The sequence below is a fragment of the Micromonospora sp. S4605 genome, from assembly GCF_003176715.1.
Taxonomy (GTDB): domain Bacteria; phylum Actinomycetota; class Actinomycetes; order Mycobacteriales; family Micromonosporaceae; genus Micromonospora; species Micromonospora echinaurantiaca.
The window spans coordinates 22219-47920 of the sequence record NZ_QGSW01000249.1 but is presented as its reverse complement, the minus strand read 5'-3'; the positions used below and the strand labels follow the sequence as shown (position 1 = coordinate 47920).

General features: G+C 73.3%; 27 protein-coding genes. 9 read left to right on the top strand and 18 right to left on the bottom strand.

The genetic code is table 11. The annotated features are described in order from the left end of the window. Position 1: 1 nt before the first annotated feature. The 4 genes from tatA to DLJ47_RS22395 form a co-directional block, all read right to left on the bottom strand. Complete coding sequence (tatA, locus tag DLJ47_RS22410; protein WP_088993766.1) at positions 2 to 301, bottom strand: Sec-independent protein translocase subunit TatA; 300 nt, start codon at positions 299 to 301, stop codon at positions 2 to 4. Positions 302 to 510: 209 nt separating this feature from the next. Beyond that, positions 511 to 759 carry a hypothetical protein gene (locus tag DLJ47_RS22405; RefSeq protein ID WP_109902414.1) on the bottom strand — a complete coding sequence of 83 codons (249 nt, stop codon included), beginning with the start codon at positions 757 to 759 and terminating at the stop codon, positions 511 to 513. A gap of 10 nt (positions 760 to 769) precedes the next feature. Continuing rightward, entirely contained in the window at positions 770 to 1834 is a 1065-nt protein-coding gene (locus tag DLJ47_RS22400; protein ID WP_233257956.1) for a helix-turn-helix transcriptional regulator, read from the bottom strand. Further along, positions 1831 to 2829 carry a helix-turn-helix transcriptional regulator gene (locus tag DLJ47_RS22395; protein ID WP_109902412.1) on the bottom strand — a complete coding sequence of 333 codons (999 nt, stop codon included), beginning with the start codon at positions 2827 to 2829 and terminating at the stop codon, positions 1831 to 1833. Before DLJ47_RS22395 ends, DLJ47_RS22400 begins: the two co-directional genes overlap by 4 nt. Before the next feature lie 113 nt (positions 2830 to 2942). On the opposite strand from DLJ47_RS22395, the gene DLJ47_RS22390 reads away from it, so the two are divergent. Further along, the gene (locus DLJ47_RS22390) at positions 2943 to 3941 is read left to right on the top strand and encodes a cation diffusion facilitator family transporter (RefSeq protein ID WP_109902410.1); all 999 of its coding nucleotides are present in this window, start codon (positions 2943 to 2945) and stop codon (positions 3939 to 3941) included. Positions 3942 to 4105: 164 nt separating this feature from the next. Continuing rightward, complete coding sequence (locus tag DLJ47_RS22385; protein WP_109902408.1) at positions 4106 to 5191, top strand: DUF3866 family protein; 1086 nt, start codon at positions 4106 to 4108, stop codon at positions 5189 to 5191. Between the two features lie 46 nt (positions 5192 to 5237). Here DLJ47_RS22385 and DLJ47_RS22380 read toward each other — a convergent pair whose 3' ends face one another. The 4 genes from DLJ47_RS22380 to rfbA all read right to left on the bottom strand — a co-directional run bounded on the left by DLJ47_RS22380 (position 5238) and on the right by rfbA (position 8480). Beyond that, positions 5238 to 5423 (bottom strand): hypothetical protein, encoded by a 186-nt coding sequence (locus DLJ47_RS22380; RefSeq protein WP_088993762.1) that lies wholly within the window; start codon positions 5421 to 5423, stop codon positions 5238 to 5240. 68 nt (positions 5424 to 5491) lie between these two features. Further along, complete coding sequence (pafA, locus tag DLJ47_RS22375; protein ID WP_088993761.1) at positions 5492 to 6850, bottom strand: Pup--protein ligase; 1359 nt, start codon at positions 6848 to 6850, stop codon at positions 5492 to 5494. Positions 6851 to 6919: 69 nt separating this feature from the next. Further along, entirely contained in the window at positions 6920 to 7543 is a 624-nt protein-coding gene (locus DLJ47_RS22370) for a dTDP-4-dehydrorhamnose 3,5-epimerase family protein (protein WP_109902406.1), read from the bottom strand. Between the two features lie 49 nt (positions 7544 to 7592). Beyond that, positions 7593 to 8480, bottom strand: a complete 888-nt coding sequence (rfbA, locus tag DLJ47_RS22365) for a glucose-1-phosphate thymidylyltransferase RfbA (protein WP_109902404.1) — start codon at positions 8478 to 8480, stop codon at positions 7593 to 7595. 88 nt (positions 8481 to 8568) lie between these two features. Here rfbA and rfbB point away from each other — a divergent pair, with 88 nt between their 5' ends. From rfbB to DLJ47_RS22335, 6 genes are read left to right on the top strand one after another with little or no spacing between them, the layout of a single operon-like run. Next, entirely contained in the window at positions 8569 to 9570 is a 1002-nt protein-coding gene (gene rfbB / locus DLJ47_RS22360; RefSeq protein WP_109902402.1) for a dTDP-glucose 4,6-dehydratase, read from the top strand. Further along, positions 9567 to 10454: a dTDP-4-dehydrorhamnose reductase gene (rfbD, locus tag DLJ47_RS22355; protein ID WP_109902400.1), complete on the top strand. Its 888-nt coding sequence runs from the start codon at positions 9567 to 9569 to the stop codon at positions 10452 to 10454. Before rfbB ends, rfbD begins: the two co-directional genes overlap by 4 nt. After that, on the top strand, positions 10451 to 10822 hold the full coding sequence (locus tag DLJ47_RS22350) for a DUF2304 domain-containing protein (protein WP_088993756.1): 372 nt from the start codon (positions 10451 to 10453) through the stop codon (positions 10820 to 10822). Before rfbD ends, DLJ47_RS22350 begins: the two co-directional genes overlap by 4 nt. Then, a complete protein-coding gene (locus DLJ47_RS22345; RefSeq protein ID WP_109902398.1) occupies positions 10815 to 11516 on the top strand; it encodes a glycosyltransferase family 2 protein in 702 nt (233 codons plus the stop codon). Before DLJ47_RS22350 ends, DLJ47_RS22345 begins: the two co-directional genes overlap by 8 nt. After that, complete coding sequence (locus tag DLJ47_RS22340; RefSeq protein ID WP_233257955.1) at positions 11516 to 12823, top strand: lipopolysaccharide biosynthesis protein; 1308 nt, start codon at positions 11516 to 11518, stop codon at positions 12821 to 12823. The genes DLJ47_RS22345 and DLJ47_RS22340 overlap by 1 nt, the downstream gene beginning before the upstream one ends. After that, positions 12820 to 13848: a glycosyltransferase family 2 protein gene (locus DLJ47_RS22335; RefSeq protein WP_109902396.1), complete on the top strand. Its 1029-nt coding sequence runs from the start codon at positions 12820 to 12822 to the stop codon at positions 13846 to 13848. The genes DLJ47_RS22340 and DLJ47_RS22335 overlap by 4 nt, the downstream gene beginning before the upstream one ends. 176 nt (positions 13849 to 14024) lie before the next feature. Here the strand turns inward: DLJ47_RS22335 and prcA are convergent, their stop codons facing one another. The 7 genes from prcA to arc form a co-directional block, all read right to left on the bottom strand. Beyond that, on the bottom strand, positions 14025 to 14861 hold the full coding sequence (gene prcA, locus DLJ47_RS22330) for a proteasome subunit alpha (protein WP_109902394.1): 837 nt from the start codon (positions 14859 to 14861) through the stop codon (positions 14025 to 14027). Positions 14862 to 14915: 54 nt separating this feature from the next. Next, positions 14916 to 15755, bottom strand: coding sequence for a proteasome subunit beta (gene prcB, locus DLJ47_RS22325; RefSeq protein WP_199235966.1), 840 nt, complete (start codon positions 15753 to 15755; stop codon positions 14916 to 14918). Continuing rightward, a complete protein-coding gene (locus tag DLJ47_RS37035) occupies positions 15674 to 16105 on the bottom strand; it encodes an endonuclease VII domain-containing protein (RefSeq protein WP_233257954.1) in 432 nt (143 codons plus the stop codon). Before DLJ47_RS37035 ends, prcB begins: the two co-directional genes overlap by 82 nt. Positions 16106 to 16381: 276 nt before the next feature. After that, the gene (locus tag DLJ47_RS22315) at positions 16382 to 16597 is read right to left on the bottom strand and encodes a ubiquitin-like protein Pup (RefSeq protein ID WP_067366797.1); all 216 of its coding nucleotides are present in this window, start codon (positions 16595 to 16597) and stop codon (positions 16382 to 16384) included. A gap of 160 nt (positions 16598 to 16757) precedes the next feature. After that, positions 16758 to 18275 (bottom strand): depupylase/deamidase Dop, encoded by a 1518-nt coding sequence (dop, locus tag DLJ47_RS22310; protein ID WP_109902388.1) that lies wholly within the window; start codon positions 18273 to 18275, stop codon positions 16758 to 16760. A gap of 117 nt (positions 18276 to 18392) precedes the next feature. After that, the gene (locus DLJ47_RS22305) at positions 18393 to 20375 is read right to left on the bottom strand and encodes a hypothetical protein (RefSeq protein WP_109902386.1); all 1983 of its coding nucleotides are present in this window, start codon (positions 20373 to 20375) and stop codon (positions 18393 to 18395) included. A gap of 146 nt (positions 20376 to 20521) precedes the next feature. Continuing rightward, entirely contained in the window at positions 20522 to 22303 is a 1782-nt protein-coding gene (gene arc, locus DLJ47_RS22300) for a proteasome ATPase (protein ID WP_109902384.1), read from the bottom strand. Positions 22304 to 22481: 178 nt separating this feature from the next. On the opposite strand from arc, the gene DLJ47_RS22295 reads away from it, so the two are divergent. Then, positions 22482 to 22775, top strand: a complete 294-nt coding sequence (locus tag DLJ47_RS22295; protein WP_088993746.1) for a ferredoxin — start codon at positions 22482 to 22484, stop codon at positions 22773 to 22775. A gap of 75 nt (positions 22776 to 22850) precedes the next feature. On the opposite strand, the gene DLJ47_RS22290 is transcribed toward DLJ47_RS22295, so the two are convergent. From DLJ47_RS22290 to DLJ47_RS22280, 3 genes are all read right to left on the bottom strand, one after another. Then, on the bottom strand, positions 22851 to 23423 hold the full coding sequence (locus DLJ47_RS22290; RefSeq protein WP_088993745.1) for a hypothetical protein: 573 nt from the start codon (positions 23421 to 23423) through the stop codon (positions 22851 to 22853). Positions 23424 to 23575: 152 nt separating this feature from the next. Beyond that, the gene (locus DLJ47_RS22285) at positions 23576 to 24595 is read right to left on the bottom strand and encodes a tRNA (adenine-N1)-methyltransferase (protein ID WP_396777723.1); all 1020 of its coding nucleotides are present in this window, start codon (positions 24593 to 24595) and stop codon (positions 23576 to 23578) included. Continuing rightward, the gene (locus DLJ47_RS22280) at positions 24592 to 25683 is read right to left on the bottom strand and encodes a M50 family metallopeptidase (RefSeq protein ID WP_396777931.1); all 1092 of its coding nucleotides are present in this window, start codon (positions 25681 to 25683) and stop codon (positions 24592 to 24594) included. Before DLJ47_RS22280 ends, DLJ47_RS22285 begins: the two co-directional genes overlap by 4 nt. Positions 25684 to 25702 lie beyond the last annotated feature (19 nt).

Genomic DNA, 25702 nt, shown 5'->3' with positions numbered 1-25702 from the left:
GTCAGTTGTCGCGGACGCGGTGCACCGGGTCAACGCCCGGCTGCTGCTGCGGCGGGGCCTGGTAGGGCGCCTGCTGCGGGGCCTGCTGCCCGGCGTGCGGCGGCAGCGGCTGGTAGCCGGCCTGCGCGTCGGCCTTCTCGGCCAGGTCGCGGTCGTCGTCGTGCAGGCTCTTGGTCTCGGCCTTGATGATCCGCAGCGAACGGCCCAGCGAACGGGCCGCGTCGGGGAGCCGCTTCGCGCCGAAGAGCAGGATCAGCACGACCACGAGTACGGCGATGTGCCACGGCTTGAGGGCACCCATGGGAAGCTCCAGTCGCTCTGTGTGTCTGGCAAGGGGTGTGTCGCAGCCCATCGTACGTGCGCCGAAGGCCGTTGCCACCCGCCGGGCGGTGGTGGTTCGTCCCGGCCGGTGAAGTGTTGACCAACCCCGAGTGTCCCGTCAACCGCCCCCGCCCGATCGTTCCTGCGCGCAACCCGGCCGGATCGCGCAGGGACGACAACGGTGGTCGATCAGTCGCCGCGCTTCGCCTTGATCAGTTCCAACCGGCGCTGGGCGGTGTCGAGCTGCCCCTGCAGCGTCTCGGCGCGCTGCTGGAGGCTCTCCGCGCTCTCCCGCAGCGCCTCCGCCTCGGTCGCGCGCCGTTGCAGGGCCAGCGCCGCGCGGCGCAGCCGGGGCAGCCGGGCCAGCACCGTCCGGACGGCCAGGGCGAACCCGACGAGCGCGACCAGCACCACCGCGAGCACGATCCACGTCACCACGGCGGTCAGCCTACTGGGCGCCCGCCGGCACCGCCGGACCGGCGGATGGCGCCGCCGGCGTGTCGGGTCGCTCCGCCGGCTGCGCGGGCGCGGGGCTCGGCGCCGGTGAGGCGTACGCGTCGAGCGCGGCGGCGGCCGCCGCGCGCACCTGTTCGGCGAGCTCGACCGGCGCGACCACGGTGACCTCCGGGCCGAGGCCGAGCACGAACCGGCGGGCCCAGCCGAGGTCGGTGACCCGCAGCGAGACCAGCCACTGGTCGCCGTCGCCGGCCGCCACCGACTCGCACGGGTAGTACTCGGTGATCCACCGCTCGCTGCGGCCCACCCGCAGCGTGATCAGCGGCAGGTCCGGCGAGGGGCGGAACACCCCGTCGGTGAGGTCGTGCGGGCGGGCCTGCGGCGGCACCACGGCCGGCTCGTCCAGCTCGGTGACCGCGTCGATCCGGTCGGAGCGGAACAGCCGCACCGCCTCCGCCCGGCGGCACCACGCCTCCACGTACGCGCGCCCGCCGACCATCAGCATCCGCAACGGGTCGACCACCCGTTCGGTGGTCTCGTCCCGGGCGGCCGTGTAGTAGGTGATCCGCAGCGCCCGGCCGCTCTCCACCGCGGCCCGCAGCTCCTGCACCCGGCGGGTGTCGGCGGGCAGCCGGACCTCGACCGGCGCGGCCACCAGGTCACCGGCCGCGTCCTCGATCTTGGCGAGGGCCCGCTCCACCGCCTCCCGGTTGGCCACCCCGGGCGTCTCGGCGAGCATCCGGAGCGCCACCACCAGGGCGAGCGCCTCGTCCGGCGTGAGCCGCAGGGGCCGGTCGATGCCGGCGTCGTAGGTGATGGTGACCCGGTCGCCGTCGAAGGCCATGTCGATCAGGTCGCCGGGCCCGTAGCCCGGCAGCCCGCAGACCCAGAGCAGTTCCAGGTCCTCGCGCAGCTGCCGCTCGGTGACGCCCAGGTCGCCGGCCGCCTCGGCGATCTCGATGCCGGGGCGGGCCAGCAGGTAGGGCACCAGGTTGAGCAGCCGGGCGAGCCGGTCGGCCGAGGCCCGGGAGCCGCCCTTGGCGGCCGGGCGGGTCACCGGGCACCTCCGGCGCCGGCCAGCTCGTCGTGCCGGGCGGCGATCTCCTTGAGCCGCTGGATGACCGCCTCGCGCACCTCCGGCGGGTCGAGCACCCGCACGTCCGGGCCGTAGCCGACCAGCTGGCCGGCGAGCGAGTCCGGGTCGGCGTACGGCAGCACCAGCCGGTCGGCGTCGCCGCCGGTGGTGACGCTCACCGCCCAGCGGCGCAGCCCCGCGGCGCGCCCGGGCGTGACCAGCACGGTGGCCCGGCCGGCCCGCTCCACCGGGCCCGACCAGCGGGCCACGTGGCTGATCAGGTCGACCCCGGCCGGCGGCTGGTAGCCGCCCGGCTCGCCGGTCACCCGGACCGCGCCGACCACCCGGGAGAGCCGGAAGCAGCGGGTGGCCACCCGGTCCAGGTCATGCCCGACCACGTACCACCGGCCGCGCCAGCAGACCACACCCCACGGCTGGAGCCGGCGCCGGCTCGGCGCGTCCCGGTCGGGCACCCGGTAGTCGAAGCTGACCTCGCGGCGGTCCCGCGCGGCGGCGGTGAGCGGCGCGAACGCCGGGTCGACCGTGACCATCGGCTCCAGGCCGAGGGTGGCCTGCGGGTCCACGTCGACACCGGCGGCGCGCAGCTTGGCCAGCCCGGAGGAGGCGGCGGCGGCCAGGCCGGCGTGCTGCCACAGCCGGGCGGCGATGCCCACCGCGGCGGCCTCATCCGGTTCGAGGGGGATGTCGGGCAGGGCGTACTCCCGGCGGGCGATCCGGTAGCCGGGCTCGGCGTCGAAGACGCTCGCCGTCCCGGTCTCCAGCGGCACGCCCAGCTCGCGCAGCTCGGCCTTGTCCCGCTCGAACTTGCGCTGGAACGCCTCGTGGTCGCGGGCGTCGTCCGGGTCGTGCTCGTACCCGGGCACGGTCGCGGCGATCTGCGCGGCGGTCAGGAACCGTCGCGTGGACAGCAGGCAGATCACCAGGTTGACCAGGCGCTCGGTGCGGGTCCGCGACACGCGGTAACGCTAGCAGCCCGCGCGCCCGCGACGCGCACCCACGCGCCGGGGAGCTCCGCCGGCCACCGGCGCATCGCCCGACGGGACGTCGCCGGCGCCCATAGGGTGACCTGGTGACCGCACCGACCGTCCGGACCGAGAGCGTCGGCACGGTCGTCGTCGCCGGCGCCGCCAACCTCGCGATCGCGGCGGCGAAGCTGGTCGCCGGGCTGATCTCCGGTTCGGCGGCCATGCTCTCCGAGGCGGTCCACTCGGTCGCCGACACCACCACCGAGGCGCTGCTCTACCTGGCGCTGCGCCGCGGGGCCCGGCCGGCGGACGCCCGCCGCCCGTTCGGCTACGGCAAGGAGAGCTACGTCTGGGCGTTCCTGGCCGCCGTGTTCACCTTCGTCGCCGGGGCCGGCTTCGCCGTCACCCACGGCGTCACCACCATCCTCGTGCACGAGCACAGCGGCGACTACCTGGTCTCGTACGTCGTGCTGGCGGTCTCGTTCGTGATCGAGTCGGTCTCCCTGGCCCGGGCCGCGCGCCAGGTCCGCGCCGAGTCCCGGCGCTGGCGCACCACCCCGCGGCGCTATCTGCGGCTGACCGCGGACACCACCGTGAAGGCGGTGTTCCTGGAGGACAGCGCGGCCCTCATCGGACTGGTCCTGGCCGCCGCCGGGGTCGCGCTGTCCGAGCTGACCGGCGACGAGCTGTACGACGGGATCGCCTCGATCCTGATCGGCGTGCTGCTCCTGGTGGTCGCCGTGACGCTGGCGCTGCGCAACCTGTCGCTGCTGGTGGGGCGGTCGGTGCCGGCCCGGCTGCGCCAGGAGATCGACCGCGAGCTGACCGACCTGCCCGCCGTGCGGCGGGTCGACACGCTGCTGACCATGCAGCTCGGCCCGGCCGACATCCTGGTCGCCGCCAAGGTCGACTTCGACGACGCGGCCACCGGCGCGCAGATCGAGGCCGCCGCCGACGCCGCCGAGCGGCGGCTGACCGGCCGCTACCCGGAGATCCGGTACGTCTTCCTCGACCCGACCCGGGCCACCGCCCGCGACGCCCACCCCGACCCGGCCGGCCCGGCCGATGCCGGCGGAGCACCGGGCGGCACCGGGCCGGACTGACGGCGCAGCGGCTCGATCCGGAACCGATCCGGCCGCCGGCGTGGTGCCCACGCGGGCGCGGCACGGCGCGCGCGGCGGGCCAGGCACCCGTGCCGGCCGCCGGAGGTCACGCCGGGCGGGTCCCCACCCCGGTGCCGGATGCCCGGCCCGATACCGTGCCGGGCATGGTGCGATGGCGGTCGGGAACGGTGAGCGCGCTGCGGCGGCAGTGGGCCGGGGCGGTCGAGCTCGACGTCGACCTGCCGGACGGCACCACCATGCGGGCGCTGGCCTACCCCGACCTGGTCGGCCGGCCGGAGCCCGGCGACCGGGTGCTGCTCAACGCCGGCGCGCTGCTGATGGGGCTCGGCACCGGCGGGTACGCACTGGTGGTGGCGCTGCCCGACCGGCTGCCGCCGGACCCGCCGCAGGCGCTGGACAACCGCGACGCCGGCCACCTGGTCAAGGCCCGCTACACCCCGCTGCAGCCGATCCTGCTCGGCGTGGACGAGGAGGCCTCGCCGCACCGGGCGGTGCTCGCGGCCGCCGAGGACGTCGCCGGCCTGCCCGTGGTCACCGCCGACCTGCACTCGGCGCTGCCGGCGATCCTGGCCGGGATCCACGCCGACGCCCCCGACGCGCGGGTGGCGTACCTGCTCACCGACGGCGGGGCGCTGCCCGCGTGGTTCTCCCGGACCCTCGCCGGGCTGCGGGACTACCTGGTCGGCACGATCAGCGTCGGGCAGGCGTTCGGCGGCGACCTGGAGGCCGCCACCCTGCACAGCGGGCTGCTCGCCGCCCGGCACGTGCTCGGCGCCGATGTGGCGATCGTCGCCCAGGGGCCGGGCAACCTGGGCACCGGCACCCGCTGGGGCTTCTCCGGGGTGGCCGTCGGCGAGGCGGTCAACGCGGTCGCCGCGCTGGGCGGGCGGGCCGTCGGGTCGCTGCGCATCTCCGCCGCCGACCCGCGTCCCCGGCACCGTGGAGTGTCACACCACAGCCTCACCGCGTACGGCCGGGTCGCGCTCGCCGCCGCCGAGCTGGTGGTACCCGACGGCCTCGACCCGACGCTGGCCGCCGAGGTCGACGCGGCCCTCGCCCCGCTGGCGGGGCGACACCGGATCGTCCGGGTACCCACCGACGGGCTGGACACCGCGCTGCGCGCCACCCCGGTCCGGCTGTCCACGATGGGCCGCGGCCTGGACGCCGACCACGCCTACTTCCTGGCCGCCGCCGCGGCCGGCCGGCACGCCGCCCGCCTGGCGGCCTGACCCGATCCGCCGGACCGGGCGGCGGGCGCGGCGGCGGAGGCGGCGCTCAGGCGAGGAAGATCAGGCCCAGCCAGGCGCCGACGATCACCACCAGGGCGACCGCGAGCACCCAGGTCGGCACGGTGTACTCGCCGCGCCGGTTGCGCGCGATCTCCTCGCGGATCTTCTCGCGGCGGCGCTCGATGAAGTTCTGCCGCTGCCGGCCGCTCTCGTCAGGTTCGGAAGTCGTCATGGCGCGGTCAGCCTACCCGGCCACCCGGCCCCGGCGGCGGTGACCGCCACCGGGGCTCGGGCGCGCCGTCACATGCTGGCGATCAGCCGCTCGACCCGCTCGTCGTACGCCCGGAACGGGTCCTTGCAGAGCACGGTGCGCTGCGCCTGGTCGTTGAGCTTCAGGTGCACCCAGTCGACGGTGAAGTCGCGCCGCTTCTCCTGGGCGTGCCGGATGAACTCCCCGCGCAGCCGGGCCCGGGTGGTCTGCGGCGGCGTCTCCTTGGCCTCGAAGATCTCCGGGTCGGTGGCCACCCGGTCCACCTCGCCGCGCCGCTCCAGCAGCCCGTAGAGGCCCCGGCCGCGGCGCAGGTCGTGGTAGGCGAGGTCCATCTGCGCGACCCGGGGGTGCGACAGCGGCAGGTCGTGCTTGCGCTGGTAGCGCTCGATCAGCCGCAGCTTGGTCACCCAGTCGATCTCCCGGGCCACCGGCTCCAGGTCGCCGGTCTCCACCGCGCGCAGCACCCGGCCCCACAGCTCCACCACCCGCTTGGCGGTCTGGTCGCCGCCGCGCCGCTCGACGAACTCGGTCGCCTTGGCGAGGTATTCCTGCTGGATCTCCAGCGCGCTGACCTCCTTGCCGGAGGCGAGCCGCACCTTGCGCCGGCCGGTGATGTCGTGCGACACCTCGCGGATCGCCCGGATCGGGTTCTCCAGGGTGAGGTCGCGCATCACCACCCCGGCCTCGATCATCCGCAGCACGATGTCGGCGGTGCCGACCTTCAGCAGCGTGGTGACCTCGTTCATGTTGGAGTCGCCGACGATGACGTGCAGCCGTCGGTAGCGCTCGGCGTCGGCGTGCGGCTCGTCCCGGGTGTTGATGATCGGCCGGCTGCGGGTGGTCGCCGAGGAGACGCCCTCCCAGATGTGCTCGGCGCGCTGGGACAGGCAGTAGACCGCGCCGCGCGGGGTCTGCAGCACCTTTCCGGCGCCGCAGATCAGCTGCCGGGTGACCAGGAACGGGATCAGCACGTCGGCCAGCCGGCCGAACTCGCCGTGCCGGGAGACCAGGTAGTTCTCGTGGCAGCCGTACGAGTTGCCGGCCGAGTCGGTGTTGTTCTTGAACAGGTAGATCTCACCCGCGATGCCCTCGTCGTGCAGCCGCTTCTCCGCGTCGACGAGCAGCCCCTCCAGGATCCGCTCGCCGGCCCGGTCGTGGGCGACCAGGTCGACCACCGAGTCGCACTCCGGGGTGGCGTACTCGGGGTGCGAGCCGACGTCGAGGTAGAGCCGGGCGCCGTTGCGCAGGAACACGTTGCTCGACCGGCCCCAGGACACCACCCGGCGGAAGAGGTACCGGGCGACCTCGTCAGGGGAGAGCCGCCGCTGCCCCCGATAGGTGCAGGTGACGCCGTACTCGGTCTCGAGGCCGAAGATTCGCCGCTCCATGATGAGACATTAGCCGCCCGGAGGGCCCGTTCGTCACTGTCACACCACAGGTCGTGGTCCGCGGGGCCGTCAATTCCCGGCCGATTGCGGCATACCGTCCGGCCGCAGGCTCGCCACGTACGACCGGCAGGTCGCGTGATCGGGCAGCAGGCCGCTCTCCCGGGCCCGCGCCAGGCTGGGCGCGGCGGCGTCGCGGGCCGACAGTTGCGGCTCGTCGACCGGCCACTCGATGCCCAGCTCCGGATCCAGCGGGTGCACCGCGTGCTCGCCGGTCGGGTTGTAGGTGGTGGAGCAGAGGTAGCTCAGCGTCGCGTCGTCGGTCAGCGCGCAGAACCCGTGCCCCAGCCCTTCGCTGAGGTACACCGCGCGACGGTCCACGTCGTCCAGCCGGACGCCCTCCCAGCGGCCGAACGTGGGCGAGCCGACCCGCAGGTCGACCACCACGTCGAGCACCGCGCCGCGGACGCAGGTGACGTACTTGGCCTGGCCGGGCGGCACGTCGGCGAAGTGGATGCCGCGCACCACGCCACGGGCCGAGACGGACAGGTTGCCCTGGGCCAGCCGCAGCGGATGCCCCACCGCCTCGGCGAGCCGGTCGAACCGGTACCACTCCATGAACAGTCCGCGCGGGTCGCCGTGCTGCCGCGGGGTGATCTCCCAGGCGCCCTCGATGCCCAACGGCCGGATCTTCACCGGGCCACCCCCGTCCGGCGCTGCTGCGCGCTCCCCGCGCTCTCCGCGCTCACCGCGGCACCGCCTGGCCGTCCCGCTCGGCGAGCAGCCCGAGCAGGTAGTCGCCGTAGCCGCTCTTGGTCAGCGGCTCGGCCAGCGCGCGCAGCTGCGCGTCGTCGATCAGGCCGGCCCGCCAGGCCACCTCCTCGACGCAGCCGATCTTCATGCCCTGCCGCTCCTCGATCACCCGGACGAACTCGGCGGCCTGCATCATCGAGGTGAACGTGCCGGTGTCCAGCCAGGCGGTGCCCCGGTCCAGCACGGTCACCGACAGCTCGCCGGTCTCCCGGTACGCCTCGTTGACGGCGGTGATCTCCAACTCGCCGCGGGCGCTCGGGGTGAGCTTGCGGGCGATGTCGACCACCCGGTTGTCGTAGAAGTACAGCCCCGGCACCGCGTACCGGGACTTGGGCCGGGTCGGCTTCTCCTCGATCGAGAGCACCTTGCCGCCCTCGTCGAACTCGACCACCCCGTACGCCTCCGGGTTGGCCACCGGGTAGGCGAACACCCGGCCGCCGACCAGGTCACCGTGCGCGGCGAGCTGCCGGCCCAGGCCCACGCCGTGGAAGATGTTGTCGCCCAGGATCAGCGCCACCGCCTCGTCGCCGATGAAGTCCGCGCCGAGCACGAACGCCTGGGCGATGCCCTCCGGGCGGGCCTGGACGACGTACTCCAGCCGCAGCCCCCACTGGCTGCCGTCACCCAGCAACCGCTGGAACTGGCTCTGGTCCTCCGGCGTGGTGATCACCAGGATCTCCCGCACGCCGGACATCACCAGCGTGGAGAGCGGGTAGTAGATCATCGGCTTGTCGAAGACCGGCATCAGCTGCTTGGACACCGCCCGGGTGATCGGCCAGAGCCGGGATCCGGTGCCACCGGCGAGTAGGATTCCGCGCACCGGGGGAGCCTACCGGGACCGGGCCGAACCGGACAGCCGGGTCCGCGTCCCCCGGCCTCGTCGTCACGTCGCGTACACTTCCGGACCCGTGAGGATCCTCGTCACCGGCGGAGCCGGATTCATCGGGTCGGAGTACGTCCGCATGCTGCTGGGCGTGCCCCTCGGCAGCGCCACGGGTGTGCCCGCGGTCGAGCCTGCCGCGGTGACCGTGCTCGACAAGTTGACCTACTCCGGCAACCTGGCCAACCTCGCGCCGGTGCGCGACGACCCCCGGTTCCGCTTCGTGCAGGGCGACATCTGCGACCCGGCCCTGATCGACCAGGTGGTGCCCGGTCACGACGTGATCGTGCACTTCGCCGCCGAATCGCACGTCGACCGCTCGATCGCCGGTGCCGCGCCGTTCGTCACCACCAACGTGCTGGGCACCCAGACCCTGCTCGACGCCGCGCTGCGCCACGGCACCGGCCGGTTCGTGCACGTCTCCACCGACGAGGTGTACGGGTCGATCGACGAAGGGTCCTGGACCGAGACCTGGCCGCTGGCGCCGAACTCGCCGTACTCGGCCTCCAAGGCCGGCTCCGACCTGCTCGCCCTGGCCTACCACCGCACCCACGGCATGGACGTGGTGGTCACCCGCTGCTCCAACAACTACGGGCCGTACCAGTTCCCGGAGAAGGTCATCCCGCTGTTCGTCACCAACCTGCTCGACGGCGGGACGGTGCCGCTCTACGGCGACGGCGGCAACGTGCGGGACTGGCTGCACGTGCACGACCACTGCCGGGGCATCGCGCTGGTGCAGCAGAAGGGCCGCGCCGGTGAGGTCTACAACATCGGCGGCGGCACCGAGCTGACCAACAAGGAGCTCACCGGCCGGCTGCTGGAGGCCTGCGGGGCCGGCTGGGACCGGGTCGTCCCGGTCGCCGACCGCAAGGGCCACGACCGCCGCTACTCGCTGGACATCACCAAGATCAGCGACGAGCTGGGGTACGCCCCGAGCATCGACCTGGACCGCGGCCTCGCCGACACCGTGCAGTGGTACCGGGATAACCGGGCCTGGTGGGAGCCGCTGAAGTCGGCCCCCGCCGCATGAGCCGGGTGCTCGTCACCGGAGCGGGCGGGATGCTCGGCCGGGACCTGCTCACGGTGCTCGACAGCCGGCCCGACCTGAAGGTGACCGCCGCCACCCGGGCCGAGGTCGACATCACCGACGCCGCCGCCGTCCGGGCCGCCGTCGCCGGGCACGACCTGGTGGTCAACACCGCGGCCTGGACCGACGTGGACGGGGCCGAGGAGCAGGAGGCGGCCGCCACCGCTGTCAACGGCGACGCCGTCGGGCACCTCGCCGCGGCCTGCGCGGCCACCGGCGCCCGGCTGGTGCACGTCTCGACCGACTACGTCTTCCCCGGCGACGGCACCACCCCGTACGCCGAGGACGCGCCCACCGCGCCGGTCAACGCGTACGGCCGCTCGAAGCTGGCCGGGGAGCGGGCCGTCGCCCGATTTCTCCCCGAAACCGGCTACGTGGTGCGCACCGCCTGGCTGTACGGGGCGCACGGGCCCAATTTCGTCGCCACCATGCTCCGGCTGGCCGAGCAGCGTGAGCACCTCGACGTTGTCGACGACCAGCACGGCCAGCCCACCTGGTCGTACGCCCTCGCCGCGCAGCTGGTGGCGCTCGGCGACGCGGCGCTGGCCGGCCGGGCCCCCGCCGGCGTCTACCACGGCACCTGCGCCGGCCAGACCACCTGGTACGGGCTGGCCCGCGCGGTGTTCACGCTGCGCGGGCTCGACCCGGACCGGATCAGACCCACCACCAGCGATCGGTTTCGTCGTCCCGCCCCCAGACCGGCGTACAGTGTGCTAGGGCACGGCCGTTGGGCCGCCGCGGGTCTGCCACCGCTTCCGGACTGGCACACCACCCTGGCCGACGCGTTCGCCTCCGCCGCTCCACCCGCCCCGTGGAAGGTCGCATGAAGCTCACCCTCGTCACCGGTCTGACCGGCCTGCTGCTGCTCGGCACCATCGTCGAGCTGCTTCGCCGCCGTCAGCTCCGGGAGAAGTACGGCATGCTGTGGCTCGGCGTGCTGCTGGTCGTCATCCCCCTGTCGCTCTTCCCCCGACTGCTGGACAGCGTCGCCGGGATGCTCGGCGTCGCCTCCGGCGTCAGCCTCGTGCTCTTCCTCGGCATCGTCTTCCTGCTCCTGGTCTGTGTGCACCTGAGCTGGGAGGTCAGCGCCCTGGAGGAGGAGACCCGCACCCTGGCCGAAGACTTCGCCCTGCTGCGCGCCGAGATCGCCGCCGAGCGGGCCGCCCGAGACGAACTGGTGTCCAACGATGGTTAACGGCAAGCGCGTCCTGATCATCATCCCGGCGCTCAACGAGTCCGGTTCGATCGCCGACGTGGTCGGCGAGGTGCGCGGCGAGCTGCCCGGCGTCGACGTGCTGGTGGTCGACGACGGCTCCACCGACCGGACCGCCGCCGTCGCCGCCGCCGCCGGGGCCCGGGTCGCCCAGCTGCCCTACAACCTCGGGGTCGGCGGGGCCATGCGGCTCGGCTACCGGTACGCCCGCGACCACGGCTACGACGTCGCCATCCAGATCGACGCCGACGGCCAGCACGACCCTCGCTACGTGCCGAAGCTGGTCGACCTGCTCGACGACAACGACCTGGTGATCGGCGCCCGGTTCGCCGGCGAGGGCGACTACTCCGTCCGCGGCCCGCGCCGCTGGGCGATGGTCATGCTCTCCGCGGTGCTGTCCCGGGTGGCCCGCACCAAGCTCACCGACACCACCTCCGGCTTCCGCGCCGCGAACCGGCGGGTGATCGAGATGTTCGCCCGCTGGTACCCGGCCGAGTACCTCGGCGACACCGTCGAGACCCTGGTGCACACCGCCCGCCGCGGCTACCGGATCCGGCAGGTGCCGGTGGCCATGCGCAAGCGGATGGCCGGCACCCCCAGCCACTCCCCCGCCAAGGCGATGATCTACCTGGGCCGGGCGTTCGTGGTGCTCACGCTGGCGCTCATCCGCCAGTGATGCGGCGCCTGCTCGCCCTCGTCCCGCCCGGCACCGTGGCCGTCGGTGCCGGGCTGGCGCTGCTCGGACTGGCCTCCTACGTCCACCTCGCGGTCGCCGGCCACAGCCTCACCGAGGCCGACTACAGCTCGCTGTCGGTGCTCTGGTCGATCGTGTTCACCGTCGGCATCGGCGTGTTCATCCCGGTCGAGCAGGAGGTCGCCCGGGTCGTCGCCGCCCGCCGTACCCAGGGGCTGCCGCCCGGCCCGGTGCTGGCCCGGTGCGCCGCCCTCGCCGCCGCGGTGCTCGCCGTGATGGTGCTCGCCTCCGTCGCCGGCTACCGCGTGCTCGCCGACCGGCTCTTCGCCGGCGACGGCGACATGGTGCTGGTGCTGATCGGGTCGCTGGTCGCCATGGCGATCGCCTACACCACCCGCGGCGTCCTCTCCGGCCTGTCGCTGTTCCCCTGGTACGGCGGCCAACTCGGCGTCGACGGCGGGCTGCGCATCGTCATGGTCGCGCTGTTCGGGCTCGCCGGCGTCAGTTCCCCGCTGTGGTACGGGGTGGTGCTGGTGATCGCCCCGCTGGCCAGCGTGCTGTTCACCCTGCCCCCGGTGCTGCGCGCCGTGGGCGGCGGCGCGCCGGCGCCCTGGGGCGCACTGGTGCGCGGCCTCGGGCTGCTCACCGTCTCCAGCCTGCTCTCCCAGGTCGTGGTGAACGTCGGCGTGATCAACGTCCGGCTGCTCGCCCCCGACGACGTGGCCACCGCCGGCGCGCTGCTGTCCGCGCTGGTGCTGGTGCGGATCCCGCTCTTCGTGTTCGGCTCCATGCAGGCCTCGCTGCTGCCCGGCCTCGCCGCCACCGCCACCACCGGCGACCGGGCCGCCTTCCACGGCCTGCTCCGCCGGTCGCTCGGCGTGGTCACCGCGCTCGGGCTGATCGGCGCGGTCGGCGCCGTGCTGCTCGGCCCGTGGCTGGTCGGCGCCCTCTTCGACGCCCCCGACGTGCTCGACCAGGTGGACTTCGGCTGGCTCGCCGCGGGCACCCTCGCCTACCTCTGGGCAATGGTGCTCGGCCAGGCCCTGCTCGCCCTGAACCGGCATCGGGCCCAGGCCGCCGCCTGGACGCTCGGCGTGGTCGCCCTGCTCGCGGTGACCCTGGCCCCCGCACCGGTCGCGCTCCGCGTCGAGCTCGCCTACGCCGTCGGCTCCGTCGTGGTCGCCGGCACCATGGCGCTGCTGCTGCGCGGCGGCACCCGTCCCGTCCCCACCCCGGCCCGGCCGCTCGACGACGCCGTGGCGACTGGCGTATCCGGAGGCATCCGATGACCCGCCCCCAGGTGTCCGCGGTGATGCTGGCCTACGGCGCCGAGCCGTACCTGGTCGACGCCGCCCGGGCCGTGCTGGCCAGCACAGACGTCGAGATCGAGCTGATCGTCGTCGACAACGGCTGCACCGGCGACGGCATCGACGTGGTCAAGGGCTTCCCCGGCGTCCGGGTGGTCCGCCCGGAGACCAACACCGGGTACGCCGGCGGCTGCCGGGTCGGCGCGGCCGAGGCCACCGGCGAGTGGCTCGCCTTCGTCAACTCCGACGCGATCGTCGCCCCGGACGCGCTGGCCAAGGTCGTCGCGGTCGCCGGGGAGCCCGGCGTCGGCGCCGCCATGGCCTCCATCCGGCTCGCCGAGAACCCGCAGCTGATCAACACCTCCGGTAACCCGCTGCACTTCATCGGGCTCTCCTGGGCCGGCGGCAACGGCGAGCCGGCCAGCGCCCACGCCGTACGCACCACGGTGCCCTCGCTCAGCGGCTGCTGCTTCGTCATCGCCCGCCAGCTCTGGCAGGAACTGGACGGCTTCCCCGCCGAGTACTTCGCCTACCACGAGGACACCGAGCTCAGCCTCCGCCTCTGGCAGCGCGGGTTGCGCCCGCAGTACGTGCCGGACGCCGTGGTGGTGCACCACTACGAGTTCTCCCGCAACTCGCTCAAGGTCTACCTGGTCGAGCGGAACCGGCTGCTCTCCCTGCTCACCGCGTACGAGGGGCGGACGCTGGCGCTGCTAGCGCCGATGCTGCTGCTCTCCGAGGCCGCCCTGCTCGCCGCCGCGCTGCTCGGCGGCTGGTCGAAGGAGAAGGTCCGTGGCTGGCGCTGGCTGTGGACCAACCGGGCCTGGGTACGCGCCCGCCGCCGCCGTCTGCAAGCGGAGCGGACCGTGCCCGACGGCGTCATTGCGGCCATGATGACCGCGAAGGTCGACCCGTCCAACGTCGAGGCGCCGCCCGGGATGGGCATCTTCAACGTCATCGCCGCCGGCTACTGGGCGCTGGTCCGGCCATTGCTGCGCCGGGCCTGACCGGCCCACCGCGCTGCCACCGGGCGGCGCGGTCCCCTCCGGCCGGCCGCTGAGCCGGCCGCCCCGCAACCGCCGTGGGCAGGCGGACATCGCCGGTCCCGGCCGGCGCGCTGGCAGGCGGCGCGAACACGTACGCCGGGGCCCGGAAGCCCGGACCCCGGCGCAGCGCGACGGGACTACTCGTCGGCCGGCTGGCCCGGCTTGTCCTCCAGGTCCGCGGACCCGGCGGAGCTGGTCGGCTTGTGTGCCTCCTCGGTCGGCGTGGTCGGCGTCGTCGGCCCACCCGCGGCGGCCGGCTCCTCGGCCTTGGCCGCGCCGCCGTCCAGCAGCGCGGTCAGCGCCGCCCCGGTGATCCGCCGGAACGTCCGGCCGACCCGGCGGCGGTCCAGCACGGCCACCTCCAGCTGGTCGGCCGCGATGGTCCGGGCCGCGCCACCCTCGCCGCCGACGCTGCTCAACGCCCGCACCGACAGCTTCACCGCGTCGCTCAACGACATCTCCGCCGAGTGGTCGGCCTTGAGCACGTTGGTGATCGCCTCCGCCTGGCCGCCCATCGCCATCCGGCCCGGCTCGTCGTTGACCGAGCCGTCGTAGGTGAGCCGGTAGATCTCGTCGTCCTCGGCGGTGGAGCCGACCTGCGCCACGCAGATCTCCACCTCGAACGGCTTGGACTGCTCGGTGAAGATCGCGCCGAGGGTCTGCGCGAACGCGTTGGCCAGGGCCCGACCGGTGACGTCGCGCCGGTCGTAGCTCAGGCCGTTCAGGTCTGCCATCCGCACGCCCGCGCGGCGCAGGTTCTCGAACTCGTTGTACCGGCCGACGGCGGCGAAGCCGATCCGGTCGTAGATCTCACTGACCTTGTGCAGGGCGCTGGAGAGGTTCTCCGCGACGAAGAGCACCCCGCCCTCGTAACTCAGGACCACGGCGCTGCGCCCCCGGGCGATGCCCTTGCGGGCCAGCTCGGAGCGGTCGCGCATGATCTGCTCGGGCGAGGCGTAGAACTGCATGGCCACGGCGGCGGTTCTCCTTACGGCGCTGTGCTGACGGCTGCTGACTGTGCGGGCGGATCAGCCGCCCGGGTTCTCCATCCGGCCGGAGACCACGCTCTCGGCGATCGCCGCCGTCTCGGCGTCGGTGAGCCGGTGGGTGCCCTCCGCCGTCGCGGTCATCACCACCGGGTAGATCCGGCGGGTGAGGTCCGGCCCACCGGTCGCGGTGTCGTCGTCGGCGGCGTCGTAGAGCGCCTCCACCGCGAGGCGGACCGCGTCGTCCATCGACAGCCCGGCCCGGTACCGCTTCTTCAGGGCGGACTTGGCGAACAGCGACCCGGAGCCGATGGCGTCGTAGCCGGTCTCCTCGTAGGGGCCACCGGTGACGTCGAAGCTGAAGATGCGGCCGGCCTTCGCCGGGTCGGCGCAGGCCAGGTCGAAGCCGGCGAAGAGCGGGATCACGGCCAGCCCCTGCATGGCCGCACCCAGGTTGCCCCGGATCATCGAGGCGAGCCGGTTGGCCTTGCCGTCCAGCGAGAGCATCGCGCCCTCGATCTTCTCGTAGTGCTCCAGCTCCACCTGGAACAGTCGCATCAGCTCGATGCCGATGCCGGCGGTGCCCGCGATGCCGACCAGCGAGTACGCGTCGGCCGGGTGCACCTTCTCGATGTCGCGCTGGGCGATCAGGTTGCCCATCGTGGCCCGTCGGTCGCCGGCCATCACCACGCCACCGGCGGCCGAGATGGCCACGATGGTGGTGGCGTGCGGCGCCAGGTCGGCGGCCATGCCCGGCGGCAGCGGCCGGCGGCCGGGCAGCATCTCGGGAGCCACCTTGCTCAGGAACGTGGTGAAGGAGGACGTCCCCGCGTTGGTGAACACATCTGGTAGACGCCCGGATGGATCAAAACCCGCTGCCACGTGGTTCCTCTCAGGTATGTGATCGCCCCGGCCAGCCGCGCCTGATCGTCACGGAACTGACCAAGACCACCGTTGCAGTTGAAGCAGAGTATCCCGCGCACCCAACCGGTGCGATGATCGTGGTCCACATGTTGCGGGTCCGCGCCGCCGCAGATGGCGCAGACCCCGCCCTGCTCGGCCAGGAGCTCGTCGAACTCCTGCTGCCCGATGCCGTACCGCCGCCGCAGGTGGTACTCGCGGTCGCCACCGTAGAGCCGTTCCTTGGTCTCTCGAGTGCGCGTGTTGTGACACGGCTTGCAATAGGTGGCGTATCCGGTGCTGTCGGAACGGTTGCGGGGGAAGTCGGCCACAGGCTTGACCGTTCCACAGTCAACGCAGAAGCCGTGGCCTTCCGGCAGTTCCCGGGAACGCCTCACCTCACGTCCATGCTCCTCCTGTACCCGCTTGGCATAGCTGGCCTTGGAGCGCCGATTGAAGCACGGCTTGCAGTAGCTGCCGCGACCGCTGGGACGCTTGCTGCTCGAGCAAAAATCCTCGAGCGCCTTCCACTCCCCGCAGTCACGGCAGCGACGCTTGCCGTCTCGATCATCTAATGGACGCGACATGTCCGGTTTAACCCGCTATGTCTATTGACCGCCCTTTTGCACGTATCCGCGGACAAATTCCTCTGCGTTCTCCTCGAGGACGGAGTCGATCTCGTCGAGGAGGTCGTCGACGTCCTCGGTGATCTCCGCGTGCCGCTCGGCGACCTCCGGGTTGGCCTCGGTGGTGACGTCCTCGATCTCTTCGCCCTGGCGGGACTTGCCGGACTGCGACTGCCCGCCGCTGTCACGAGTGGCCATCTGGTGCCTCCTCCACGATCTCTTGCGAGAAACTTACCTCGCGGGAGCGACGAAAGGCCCGCCGCGCGCCGGGTGTACGCGCGACGGGCCAGGGGTCACCGTCGTACGGGCGGCGCGGCGCCGCGCGCCGGACGGGCGCGCCGCGGGCCGGCCGGCCCGGTCAGCCGCCGGTGAGGGTCTCCAGCAGGTCCTTGGCGCTGGGGCAGCGGTCGAAGAGCTCGCCGACGTGCTTGCGGGTGCCCCGTTCCGGCTCCATCATCGGCACCCGCACCAGCGACTCCCGGCCCACGTCGAAGATGACCGAGTCCCAGCTGGCGGCGACCACCTCGGAGGCGTACTGGGCCAGGCAGCGGCCGCGGAAGTAGGCCCGGGTGTCCTCCGGCGGCTCGGTCATCGCGGTGCGGGTCTGCTCGTCGGTCAGCAGCGTCTTCATCGCCCCGCGGGTCACCAGCCGGTGGTAGAGGCCCTTCTCCGGGCGCACGTCGGAGTACTGCAGGTCCACCAGCTGCAGCTTGTGCGAGCCCCAGCCGAGCTTCTCCCGCTCCCGGTAGCCCTCCAGCAGCCGCAGCTTGGCCACCCAGTCCAGCTCGTCGGCGCAGAGCATCACGTCCCGGCCGAGCCGGTCCAGCACGCCCTCCCAGCGGGCCAGCACGTCCAGGGTCTGCTCGTCGGCGTCGTTGCCGTACCGGTCGTCGACAAAGGACCGGACCCGCTCGTAGTACGCCCACTGCACGTCCAGGGCGGTCAGTCGGCGCCCGTCGCGCAGCCGCATCAGGTGGGACAGGGACGGGTCGTGGCTGACCGCGCGCAGCTCGCTGACCGGGTCGGCGATGCCCAGGTCCGCGCCGAGCGCCTTCTCCTCGATCATGGTGAGGATCAGCGCGGTGGTGCCGACCTTGAGGTACGTCGAGATCTCCGACAGGTTCGCGTCGCCGATGATGACGTGCAGCCGGCGGTACTTGTCGGCGTCGGCGTGCGGCTCGTCCCGGGTGTTGATGATCGGCCGCTTGAGGGTGGTCTCCAGCCCGACCTCGACCTCGAAGAAGTCGGCCCGCTGGGAGATCTGGAAGCCGCTCTGCCCGCCGTCCTGGCCGATGCCGACCCGACCGGCGCCGCAGACGATCTGCCGGGTGACGAAGAACGGCGTCAGGTACGCGACGATGTCGGCGAACGGGGTCTGCCGGCGCATCAGATAGTTCTCGTGCGCGCCGTAGCTGGCGCCCTTGTTGTCGGTGTTGTTCTTGTAGAGGTGGATCGGTTGGGTGCCGGGGATGGTGGCGGCGCGCCGGGCCGCCTCGGCCATCACCCGTTCGCCGGCCTTGTCCCAGCGGACCAGGTCCAGCGGGTTGGTCACCTCGGGAGTGGAGTACTCCGGGTGCGCGTGGTCGACGTACAGCCGGGCGCCGTTGGTGAGTATCACGTTGGCCAGGCCGAGATCCTCGTCGGCCAGCGCCTCGGCGGGGTCGTAGGCGGCCCCGGAGTAGGTGAAGCCGCGGGCGTCGCGCAGCGGCGACTCCTCCTCGTAGTCCCAGCGGGCCCGGCCGCCGCGGTTGAGTTCCGGGCGTGCCCCGTAGGCGTTGACCACCTGGGACGAGGTGACCATCGGGTTGGCCCCCGCCTGGCCCGGTACGGAGATGCCGTACTCGACCTCGGTGCCCATGATCCGTCTTACGCTCATCGACCTACCCGCTTCGCTCGCCCGACCGGTCCCCCGTCGAGTCGAGCGTAGTCGGCGCCACCGCGGATGGGGGCGTGGCGGTGCAGCCGGTCGTGGTGTCGCCGGCCGCGCGGCGGCTCAGCGGTACGGCTCGGGGATCAGCATGACCTCCACGGTCACCCGGCGGTGCAGTTCCGGTTCGGCGATGAGCAGTTTCTCGATCCGCCGCCGGGCGCCCGGGTCGGCGACCACGAACCGGACCGGTCCGGGCGTGCGGCGCAGCATCTCCCGGGTGCGGTCGGGTTCGAGGAAGACCATGCCGTAGACGCCGGGCTCGCTCTGCGCGGTGGTGCCCTGCAGGGCCGAGAGGCAGAGCCCCTCCAGGTAGGAGCGGTAGGGACCGCGGTCGAGGATGAAGGTGGTGGCCCACGGCACCGGCGGGTAGGCCCGGTCGACCTCCGCGCAGACCACCGCGGCGCGGACCGGCTGTTCGAGGTGCTGGTGCACCCAGCGCTGCGCCCAGGTCCACTCGTCGGTGACCAGGATGCCGCGGTGCCAGCCGGTGACGCCGCAGTAGGTGACGGCGGTGGCGGCGAGCGCGACGCCGGTGACGGTCGCCGCCGCGGTGGTGGCGATCCGTCGGGGCAGTCCGCGGTCGCGGCGCGGGGTGGGCAGCAGCCGGACCAGGCCGGCGGTGCCGACGATGAACAGCGCGGTGGCCAGGTGGCCGGCCTTGTTGAAGTAGTACGCCGGTTGCCCGCCGGCGTTGATGCTGGCGATGGCGATGGCGAGGGCGAAGCCGGCGCCGACGAGCATGACCAGCAGGGTGCGGCGCCAGGCGCGGTCGCTGCGGCGGACCTGGACGACCAGGGCGAGCACGACCAGCCCGCCGAGCCAGAGCAGGGCGCGCCAGGTCTGGGTGACGTCCCGGCCGATCGGGGCGGCGAGCGCCTCGGCGTGGTCGGCGCGCAGCAGACCCAGCAGCGGCGTGGTGGCGGCGAGGGGGACGGTGACGAGGGCGACGGCGAGCAGGGTGGGCCAGGCGCGCAGCGCCTCCCGCCAGTGGCCGGCGAACCAGCACAGCGCCAGCACGACGGCGGCGGGCAGGAAGAGGTAGTAGCTGAAGCCGATGCCGGTCAGCAGGGCGCCCAGCAGGACGAGTTGTTCCCGGGTGCCGGCCAGCGGCCGGATGACGAGGCCGGCCAGGGCGACGGCGAGGGTCAGGCCAAGCACCTCGGTGGGGTAGCCGGCGATGAGCAGCCGCGGCAGTTGGGTGCCGAGGATCAGGGCGCCGACGACGACGGTGAGCACCGTGCGGTGCAGGGGGTGCAGCGGGCCGGGGATCCGCTGGGCGACCCAGAGCAGGGTGAGGGTGAGCAGGCCGAAGCCGGCGACGGTCCACCACAGGTAGGGCTCGACGGCGCCGGCGCCGCGGGCGGCGGCGCCGATCGGGGTGAGGTGGCCGTCGAGCAGGGCGGTGGTCAGGTGCCAACCCTGCGGGTAGTGGACGAGGGCGGAGACGATCTGTTCCCGGGCGGCGGCCGGGTCGACGAAGACGTAGCCGCCGGCGCGGCCGACGACGTCGAAGAGCGCGAGGTGGCGGTAGTTGTCCTCGCCGCGGCCGAGCAGGGTCAGCCGGGTGGCGAGGTCTCCGGCGCGCAGCAGCGGTTGGGCGAGGTAGCCGACGAGTGCGGCGGTGCCGAGGACCGGGAACAGGTCGACCCAGCCCGGTCGGGGCAGCCGGGGGCGGCGGCCGGTGGCCACGGCGGCGAGCACGAGCACCGTGAGGGCGGTGCCGTTGACCGGTACCGGGTGCAGCCCCCAGGGCCAGACCGCGACGAGCAGGCCCGCCGCGGTGGTCGCGCCGAGCAGCAGCATGGTGGCCAGCAGCAGCCGGTCGAGCAGGGTGCGGCCGCCGCGCAGCAGGCTCGCGGTGCCGAGCAGGAGCAGCGGTGGCAGCAGCCACGCGCGGTGCGTCGCGTACGCCACGACGGGGACCAGCCAGGCCGCCAGCAGCGCCGCGGCCACCAGCGCGGCGGTGCGTCGGCGGCGGGTTTCCGGTGGGGTCGGCTCGGCCGCCGGGGTGGCCGGCGGGTCGACGACGGTGAGCTCGGACGGCACGCGGTTCCTCGGCGGGTCGGCGAAGCGGTGCCCGGAAGCTTACCGACGGGCCCGGCATCCCGCCCGGCGGACGCGCGCCGGCCGGGTGTACATCCGGTGGTACGGCGACGGGCCCGCGGTGCGCCGCGGGCCCGTCGACTCGGGTGTTACAGGTACTGGCCGGTGTTGCTGGCGGTCTCGATGGACCGGCCGGCCTCGGCGCCCTTGCCGCCGGAGACGAGGGTGCGGATGTAGACGATACGCTCCCCCTTCTTGCCGGAGATGCGGGCCCAGTCGTCCGGGTTGGTGGTGTTGGGCAGGTCCTCGTTCTCGCGGAACTCGTCGACGCAGGCGTCGAGCAGGTGCTGCAGGCGCAGCCCCTTGCGGCCGGAGGTGAGGAACTCCTTGATGGCCATCTTCTTGCCCCGGTCGACGATGTTCTGGATCATCGCGCCGGAGTTGAAGTCCTTGAAGTAAAGGACTTCCTTGTCGCCGTTGGCGTAGGTGACCTCGAGGAAGCGGTTCTCCTCGGTCTCCGAGTACATCCGCAGCACCACCGCGTCGATCATGGCCGCGACGGTGGCCTGGGGGTCGCCGCCGTGCTCGGCCAGGTCGTCCGGGTGCAGCGGCAGCCCGGAGAGGATGTACTTGGAGAAGATGTCCTTGGCCGCCTCGGCGTCCGGCCGCTCGATCTTGATCTTCACGTCGAGCCGGCCGGGCCGCAGGATCGCCGGGTCGATCATGTCTTCCCGGTTGGAGGCGCCGATGACGATGACGTTCTCCAGGCCCTCGACGCCGTCGATCTCGCTGAGCAGCTGCGGGACGATGGTGTTCTCCACGTCCGAGGAGACGCCGGAGCCACGGGTGCGGAAGACCGAGTCCATCTCGTCGAAGAACACGATCACCGGGGTGCCCTCGCCGGCCTTCTCCCGGGCCCGCTGGAAGATCAGCCGGATGTGCCGCTCGGTCTCGCCGACGTACTTGTTGAGCAGCTCCGGGCCCTTGATGTTGAGGAAGTAGCTGGTGTGCTTCTCCTCGCCCCGGCGCTCGGCGATCTTCTTGGCCAGCGAGTTGGCCACCGCCTTGGCGATCAGCGTCTTGCCGCAGCCGGGCGGGCCGTAGAGCAGTATGCCCTTCGGCGGGCGGAGCTGGTGCTCGCGGAACAGGTCGGCGTGCAGGAAGGGCAGTTCCACCGCGTCGCGGATCTGCTCGATCTGCGCGTGGAGGCCGCCGATGTCGGTGTAGTCGACGTCCGGCACCTCCTCCAGAACCAGTTCCTCGACCTCGCTCTTGGGGATCCGCTCGTACGCGTACGCCGAACGCGGTTCGATCATGAGCGAGTCGCCGGCCCGGATCGGCGAACCGATCAGGGAGTCGGCCAGGTGGACGATCCGCTCCTCGTCGGAGTGCGAGACCACCAGCGCCCGGTCGCCCGGAGCGCCGCCGGGGCCCTCGAGGACCTCCTTGAGCATCACCACCTCGCCGACCCGCTCGAAGCCGAACGCGTCGACGATGTTGAGCGCGTCGTTGAGCAGCACCTCCTGGCCGCGCCGCAGCTCGGCCACGTCGAGCGAGGGCGAGACGGCCACCCGGAGCTTGCGGCCGCCGGTGAAGACGTCCACCGTGCCGTCGTCGTGCCGCGCCAGGAAGACGCCGTAGCCACTCGGCGGTTGCGCGAGGCGGTCGATCTCCTCCTTGAGCGTCACGATCTGCGCGCGAGCCTCCTTGAGAGTGCTCACCAGCCGGTCGTTGTTCTCGGTCAGCCGCGCCAACTGTGCCTGGGTGGCCGCCAGCCGCTCTTCGAGCTGCCGGACGTGTCGGGGGCTTTCGGTCAACTTGCGCCGCACCAGAGCGAGTTCCTCTTGCAGGAACGCGACCTGCGTGGAGAGATCGTGGGCCTCCTTCTCCCACCGTGCGGCGCGCGAGTCCGCGTCGTCGCTGCGTGCCACGTCCCACCTCCCCGGGGGGCTTGAACGTTCTGCCCTAACACTAGCCGCTATGAGGCCGATTCGGTCCCGCGCAACGCCCTCGTCACCGAACCTTGATCGCCAAGGGTGGGCCGGTGGGGCCGTACGGGCGTTCGGGTACCGTCGGGGCGTGGGACGGGAGAACATGGGGGGTGCACCCGTGGCCGAGGTCGCGACCGACCAGCTGACGGTCTGGGTGGACCAGGACCTCTGCACCGGCGACGGGCTGTGCGTGCAGTACGCGCCGGAGGTCTTCGAGTTCGACGTCGACGGCCTGGCGTACGTCAAGGGCCCCGACGGCGAGCTGCGGCAGGCCCCGGGCGACCGGGTCGACGTCCCCGCCCACCTGCGCCTCGAGGTGATCGACTCGGCGCGCGAGTGCCCGGGCGAGTGCATCCACGTGGTGCGCGACAGCGACGGCGTCGAGGTCGCCGGCCCCGACGCCGACGACTGACCCCGCCCCCGGCACGAACCACTCACCGCTCCGGCGCCGCCCGCGGCGGAGCGGCCGGGGCGCCCCGCCGGCCGCTCAGAGCAGCGGACGCCCGACCACCGAGGCGACCAGCCGGGCGAACTCCTCCAGCCGGGCGATCTGCCCGGCGCCGCCGTCGTCGAGGGTCTTGCCGAAGCGCAGCGCGTCGTGTCGCGGCGCGCCCGCCATCTCCTCGCTCGGCGGGGCCTCGTCGAGCGAGGTCAGCAGCAGGTAGACGTCGATGCTGTCGACCCGGATCTCGCCGTTGTCACCCCGGGTGAGCCGGCGCCGGCAGCCCACCTCGGTGACCGAGGAGACCGGCACCACCCGCAGCGAGGAGGTCATCGACCCGGGCGGCCCCTCCCCCGGCGGGACGTCCTCGCCGTGCCAGAGGACGAGCCGGCTGCCGTCGCAGACCACTACCTCCTGCCACACCCCGTTGACCTCGTTGACGAAGCGTTCCAGGGTGAAGCCGAGCACCGACGCCCCGCGCAGCACCCCGCCGAGCGCCTCCAGCGCCACGTCCGGGTCCCGCAGGTAGGCCCGGGCCGCCGATTCGAGGTCCTGGTAGGGCGACCAGTCCGGGAACACCGCCGGCAGGTCGCCGCCACCGAAGCCGGGCCGGCTCATGCCGGCACTCCGTCACGCCGCGCGCCGGCACGGGACACCGCCGCGCCGAGCCGGACGATCCGCTCGCTCATGCCACCGTCCGAGGGTCGCACCACCGGCCCGCACCGACCGGCGGGATCCACCCGTTCACTCCCAGCCGCCCCATTCCGCCGTCACGGCCTGTCCATCTCCTCCGTCGAGTCGGGCTGCGCCCCGGCGGCTCGGGCGGCCGCCGTCTGCCGGGCTGCCTCGGCCTCGCGCAGTGCCTGTCGGCGCTGCACGTACGCCTCGGTGCCCTTGCTGGGCTTGCGCCGCCGCGGCGGCGCGGTCACGCCGGGGGCGAGCTTACGCGCGGACACCAGGAAGGCGGTGTGCGCGATCATGCGGTGGTCCGGCCGGACGGCGAGCCCCTCGGCGTGCCAGTCGCGCACCAGCGACTCCCAGGCCCGCGGCTCGGTCCAGCCGCCGCGCTCGCGCAGCGCCTCCACCAGCTCGGACAGCTGCGGGGTGGTGGCCACGTAGCCGATGAACACCCCGCCGGGCAGCAGCGCCCGCTCGACCATGTCGAGGGTCTCCCACGGGGTGAGCATGTCCAGGATGATCCGGTCGAAGCCGGTCTCGGTGCACTCGGCGACGTCACCCACGTGCAGGTGCCAGGCCGGGTGCGGCCCGTTGAAGAACGCCTCCACGTTGCGCCGGGCGATCTGGGCGAAGTCGTCGCGCAGCTCGAAGGAGTGCAGCTCCCCCTCGGTGCCGACGGCCCTCAGCAGCGAGCAGCTCAGCGCGCCGGAGCCGGCGCCGGCCTCCAGCACCTTGGCGCCGGGGAAGATGTCGCCCATGGCGACGATCTGGGCGGAGTCCTTCGGGTAGATCACCTGCGCGCCGCGCGGCATGGACAGCACGTAGTCCGACAGCAGCGGCCGCAGCGCCAGGAATGCGGTGCCGCCGCCGGAGGTGGTGACCACGCTGCCGTCGGGCAGCCCGATCAGTGCGTCGTGCTCCAGGATGCCCCGGTGGGTGTGGAACGCCTTGCCCGGTTCCAGGGTGACCGTGTGCATCCGCCCCTTCGGGTCGGTCAGCTGCACCCGGTCGCCGGGCCGGAACGGCCCGCGGTGCACGGGGGGCAGCGCCGGGGTGTCGGCGGGCGCCGCGGCGCCCGGGTCGGCCTGGGCGGCGGAGGGAGTTGCGGTCACGTGTTCATCTTCCGTTGAGGTTCGAGGAGCTGAGCCAGATCCGCGATGTGCAGGATGCCCACGACATCTTCGCCTGCGGTCACCACGTACTGCGCGTCCGGGTGGGCCTGCACGGCCTCCATCACCCGCTCCCCGTCGAGCCCGACCGGCAGGGCCGGCAGGTCGGCCAGCGACCGGGCCACCGCGTCGACCGCCAGCCAGGGGCGACGCTCCACCGGCACCGTCTCCGCGGCGGCCGGGTCGACCAGGCTCACCGGCCGGCCGGCCGAGTCGGCGACCAGCAGGGCGGCGCCCGGCGCGGCGCCGGCGGCCCGCCGCCGCTGCGCCTCGGCCAGCGGGGTGCCGGTGGGCACGGTCAGCACCGGCCGGGCCAGCCGGGACAGGTCGATCAGCGGGAACCGGCGGCTGACCCGGGCCACCCGGATCGACTGGCCGGCGCCCCGCCACAGGGTGAACGCGACCAGCAGCATCAGCGGCAGCGCCAGCGGCGCCAGCAGCCGGGCGGCGGTGAGCGCGGCGACCAGCAGCGCGGTGCCGACGGCGACGATCCGCCCGACCCAGCCGGCGACCTCGGTGCCCCGGTGCCGGTCCCGGGTGAGCGCCCAGACCGCGGCGCGCAGCGCCCGCCCGCCGTCCAGCGGCAGCCCGGGCAGGATGTTGAACAGCGCGACGATCACGTTGCTCACCGCGAGCTGGAAGGCGAGCTGGTTGGCCACCGTACGGTCGGGCAGGGCGAGGGTCACCGCGACCGCGACCGCGCCGAGCACCGCGGAGACCGCCGGCCCGGCCAGCGACACCAGCAGGTCGACCCGCGGGGTGGGCGCGTCCCGGTCCATCTCGGTGTACCCGCCGAGCAGCTCCAGGGTGATGCCGCGCACACCGATGCCGTACCGGCGGGCGGTCAGCGCGTGCCCCAGCTCGTGCAGCAGCACCGAGCCGAGCAGCGAGACGACGAACCCGAGGCCGATCAGGTAGCCGCTGATCTGCGGCAGGTTCAGCTGGTGGCGGGCGAACTCGGCGTAGATCACGGTCACCAGGGCCGCCAGCAGCAGCATCGAGCCGTTGAGGTGCAGCGGCACCCCGAACACCCGCCCCACGGTCAGCGTG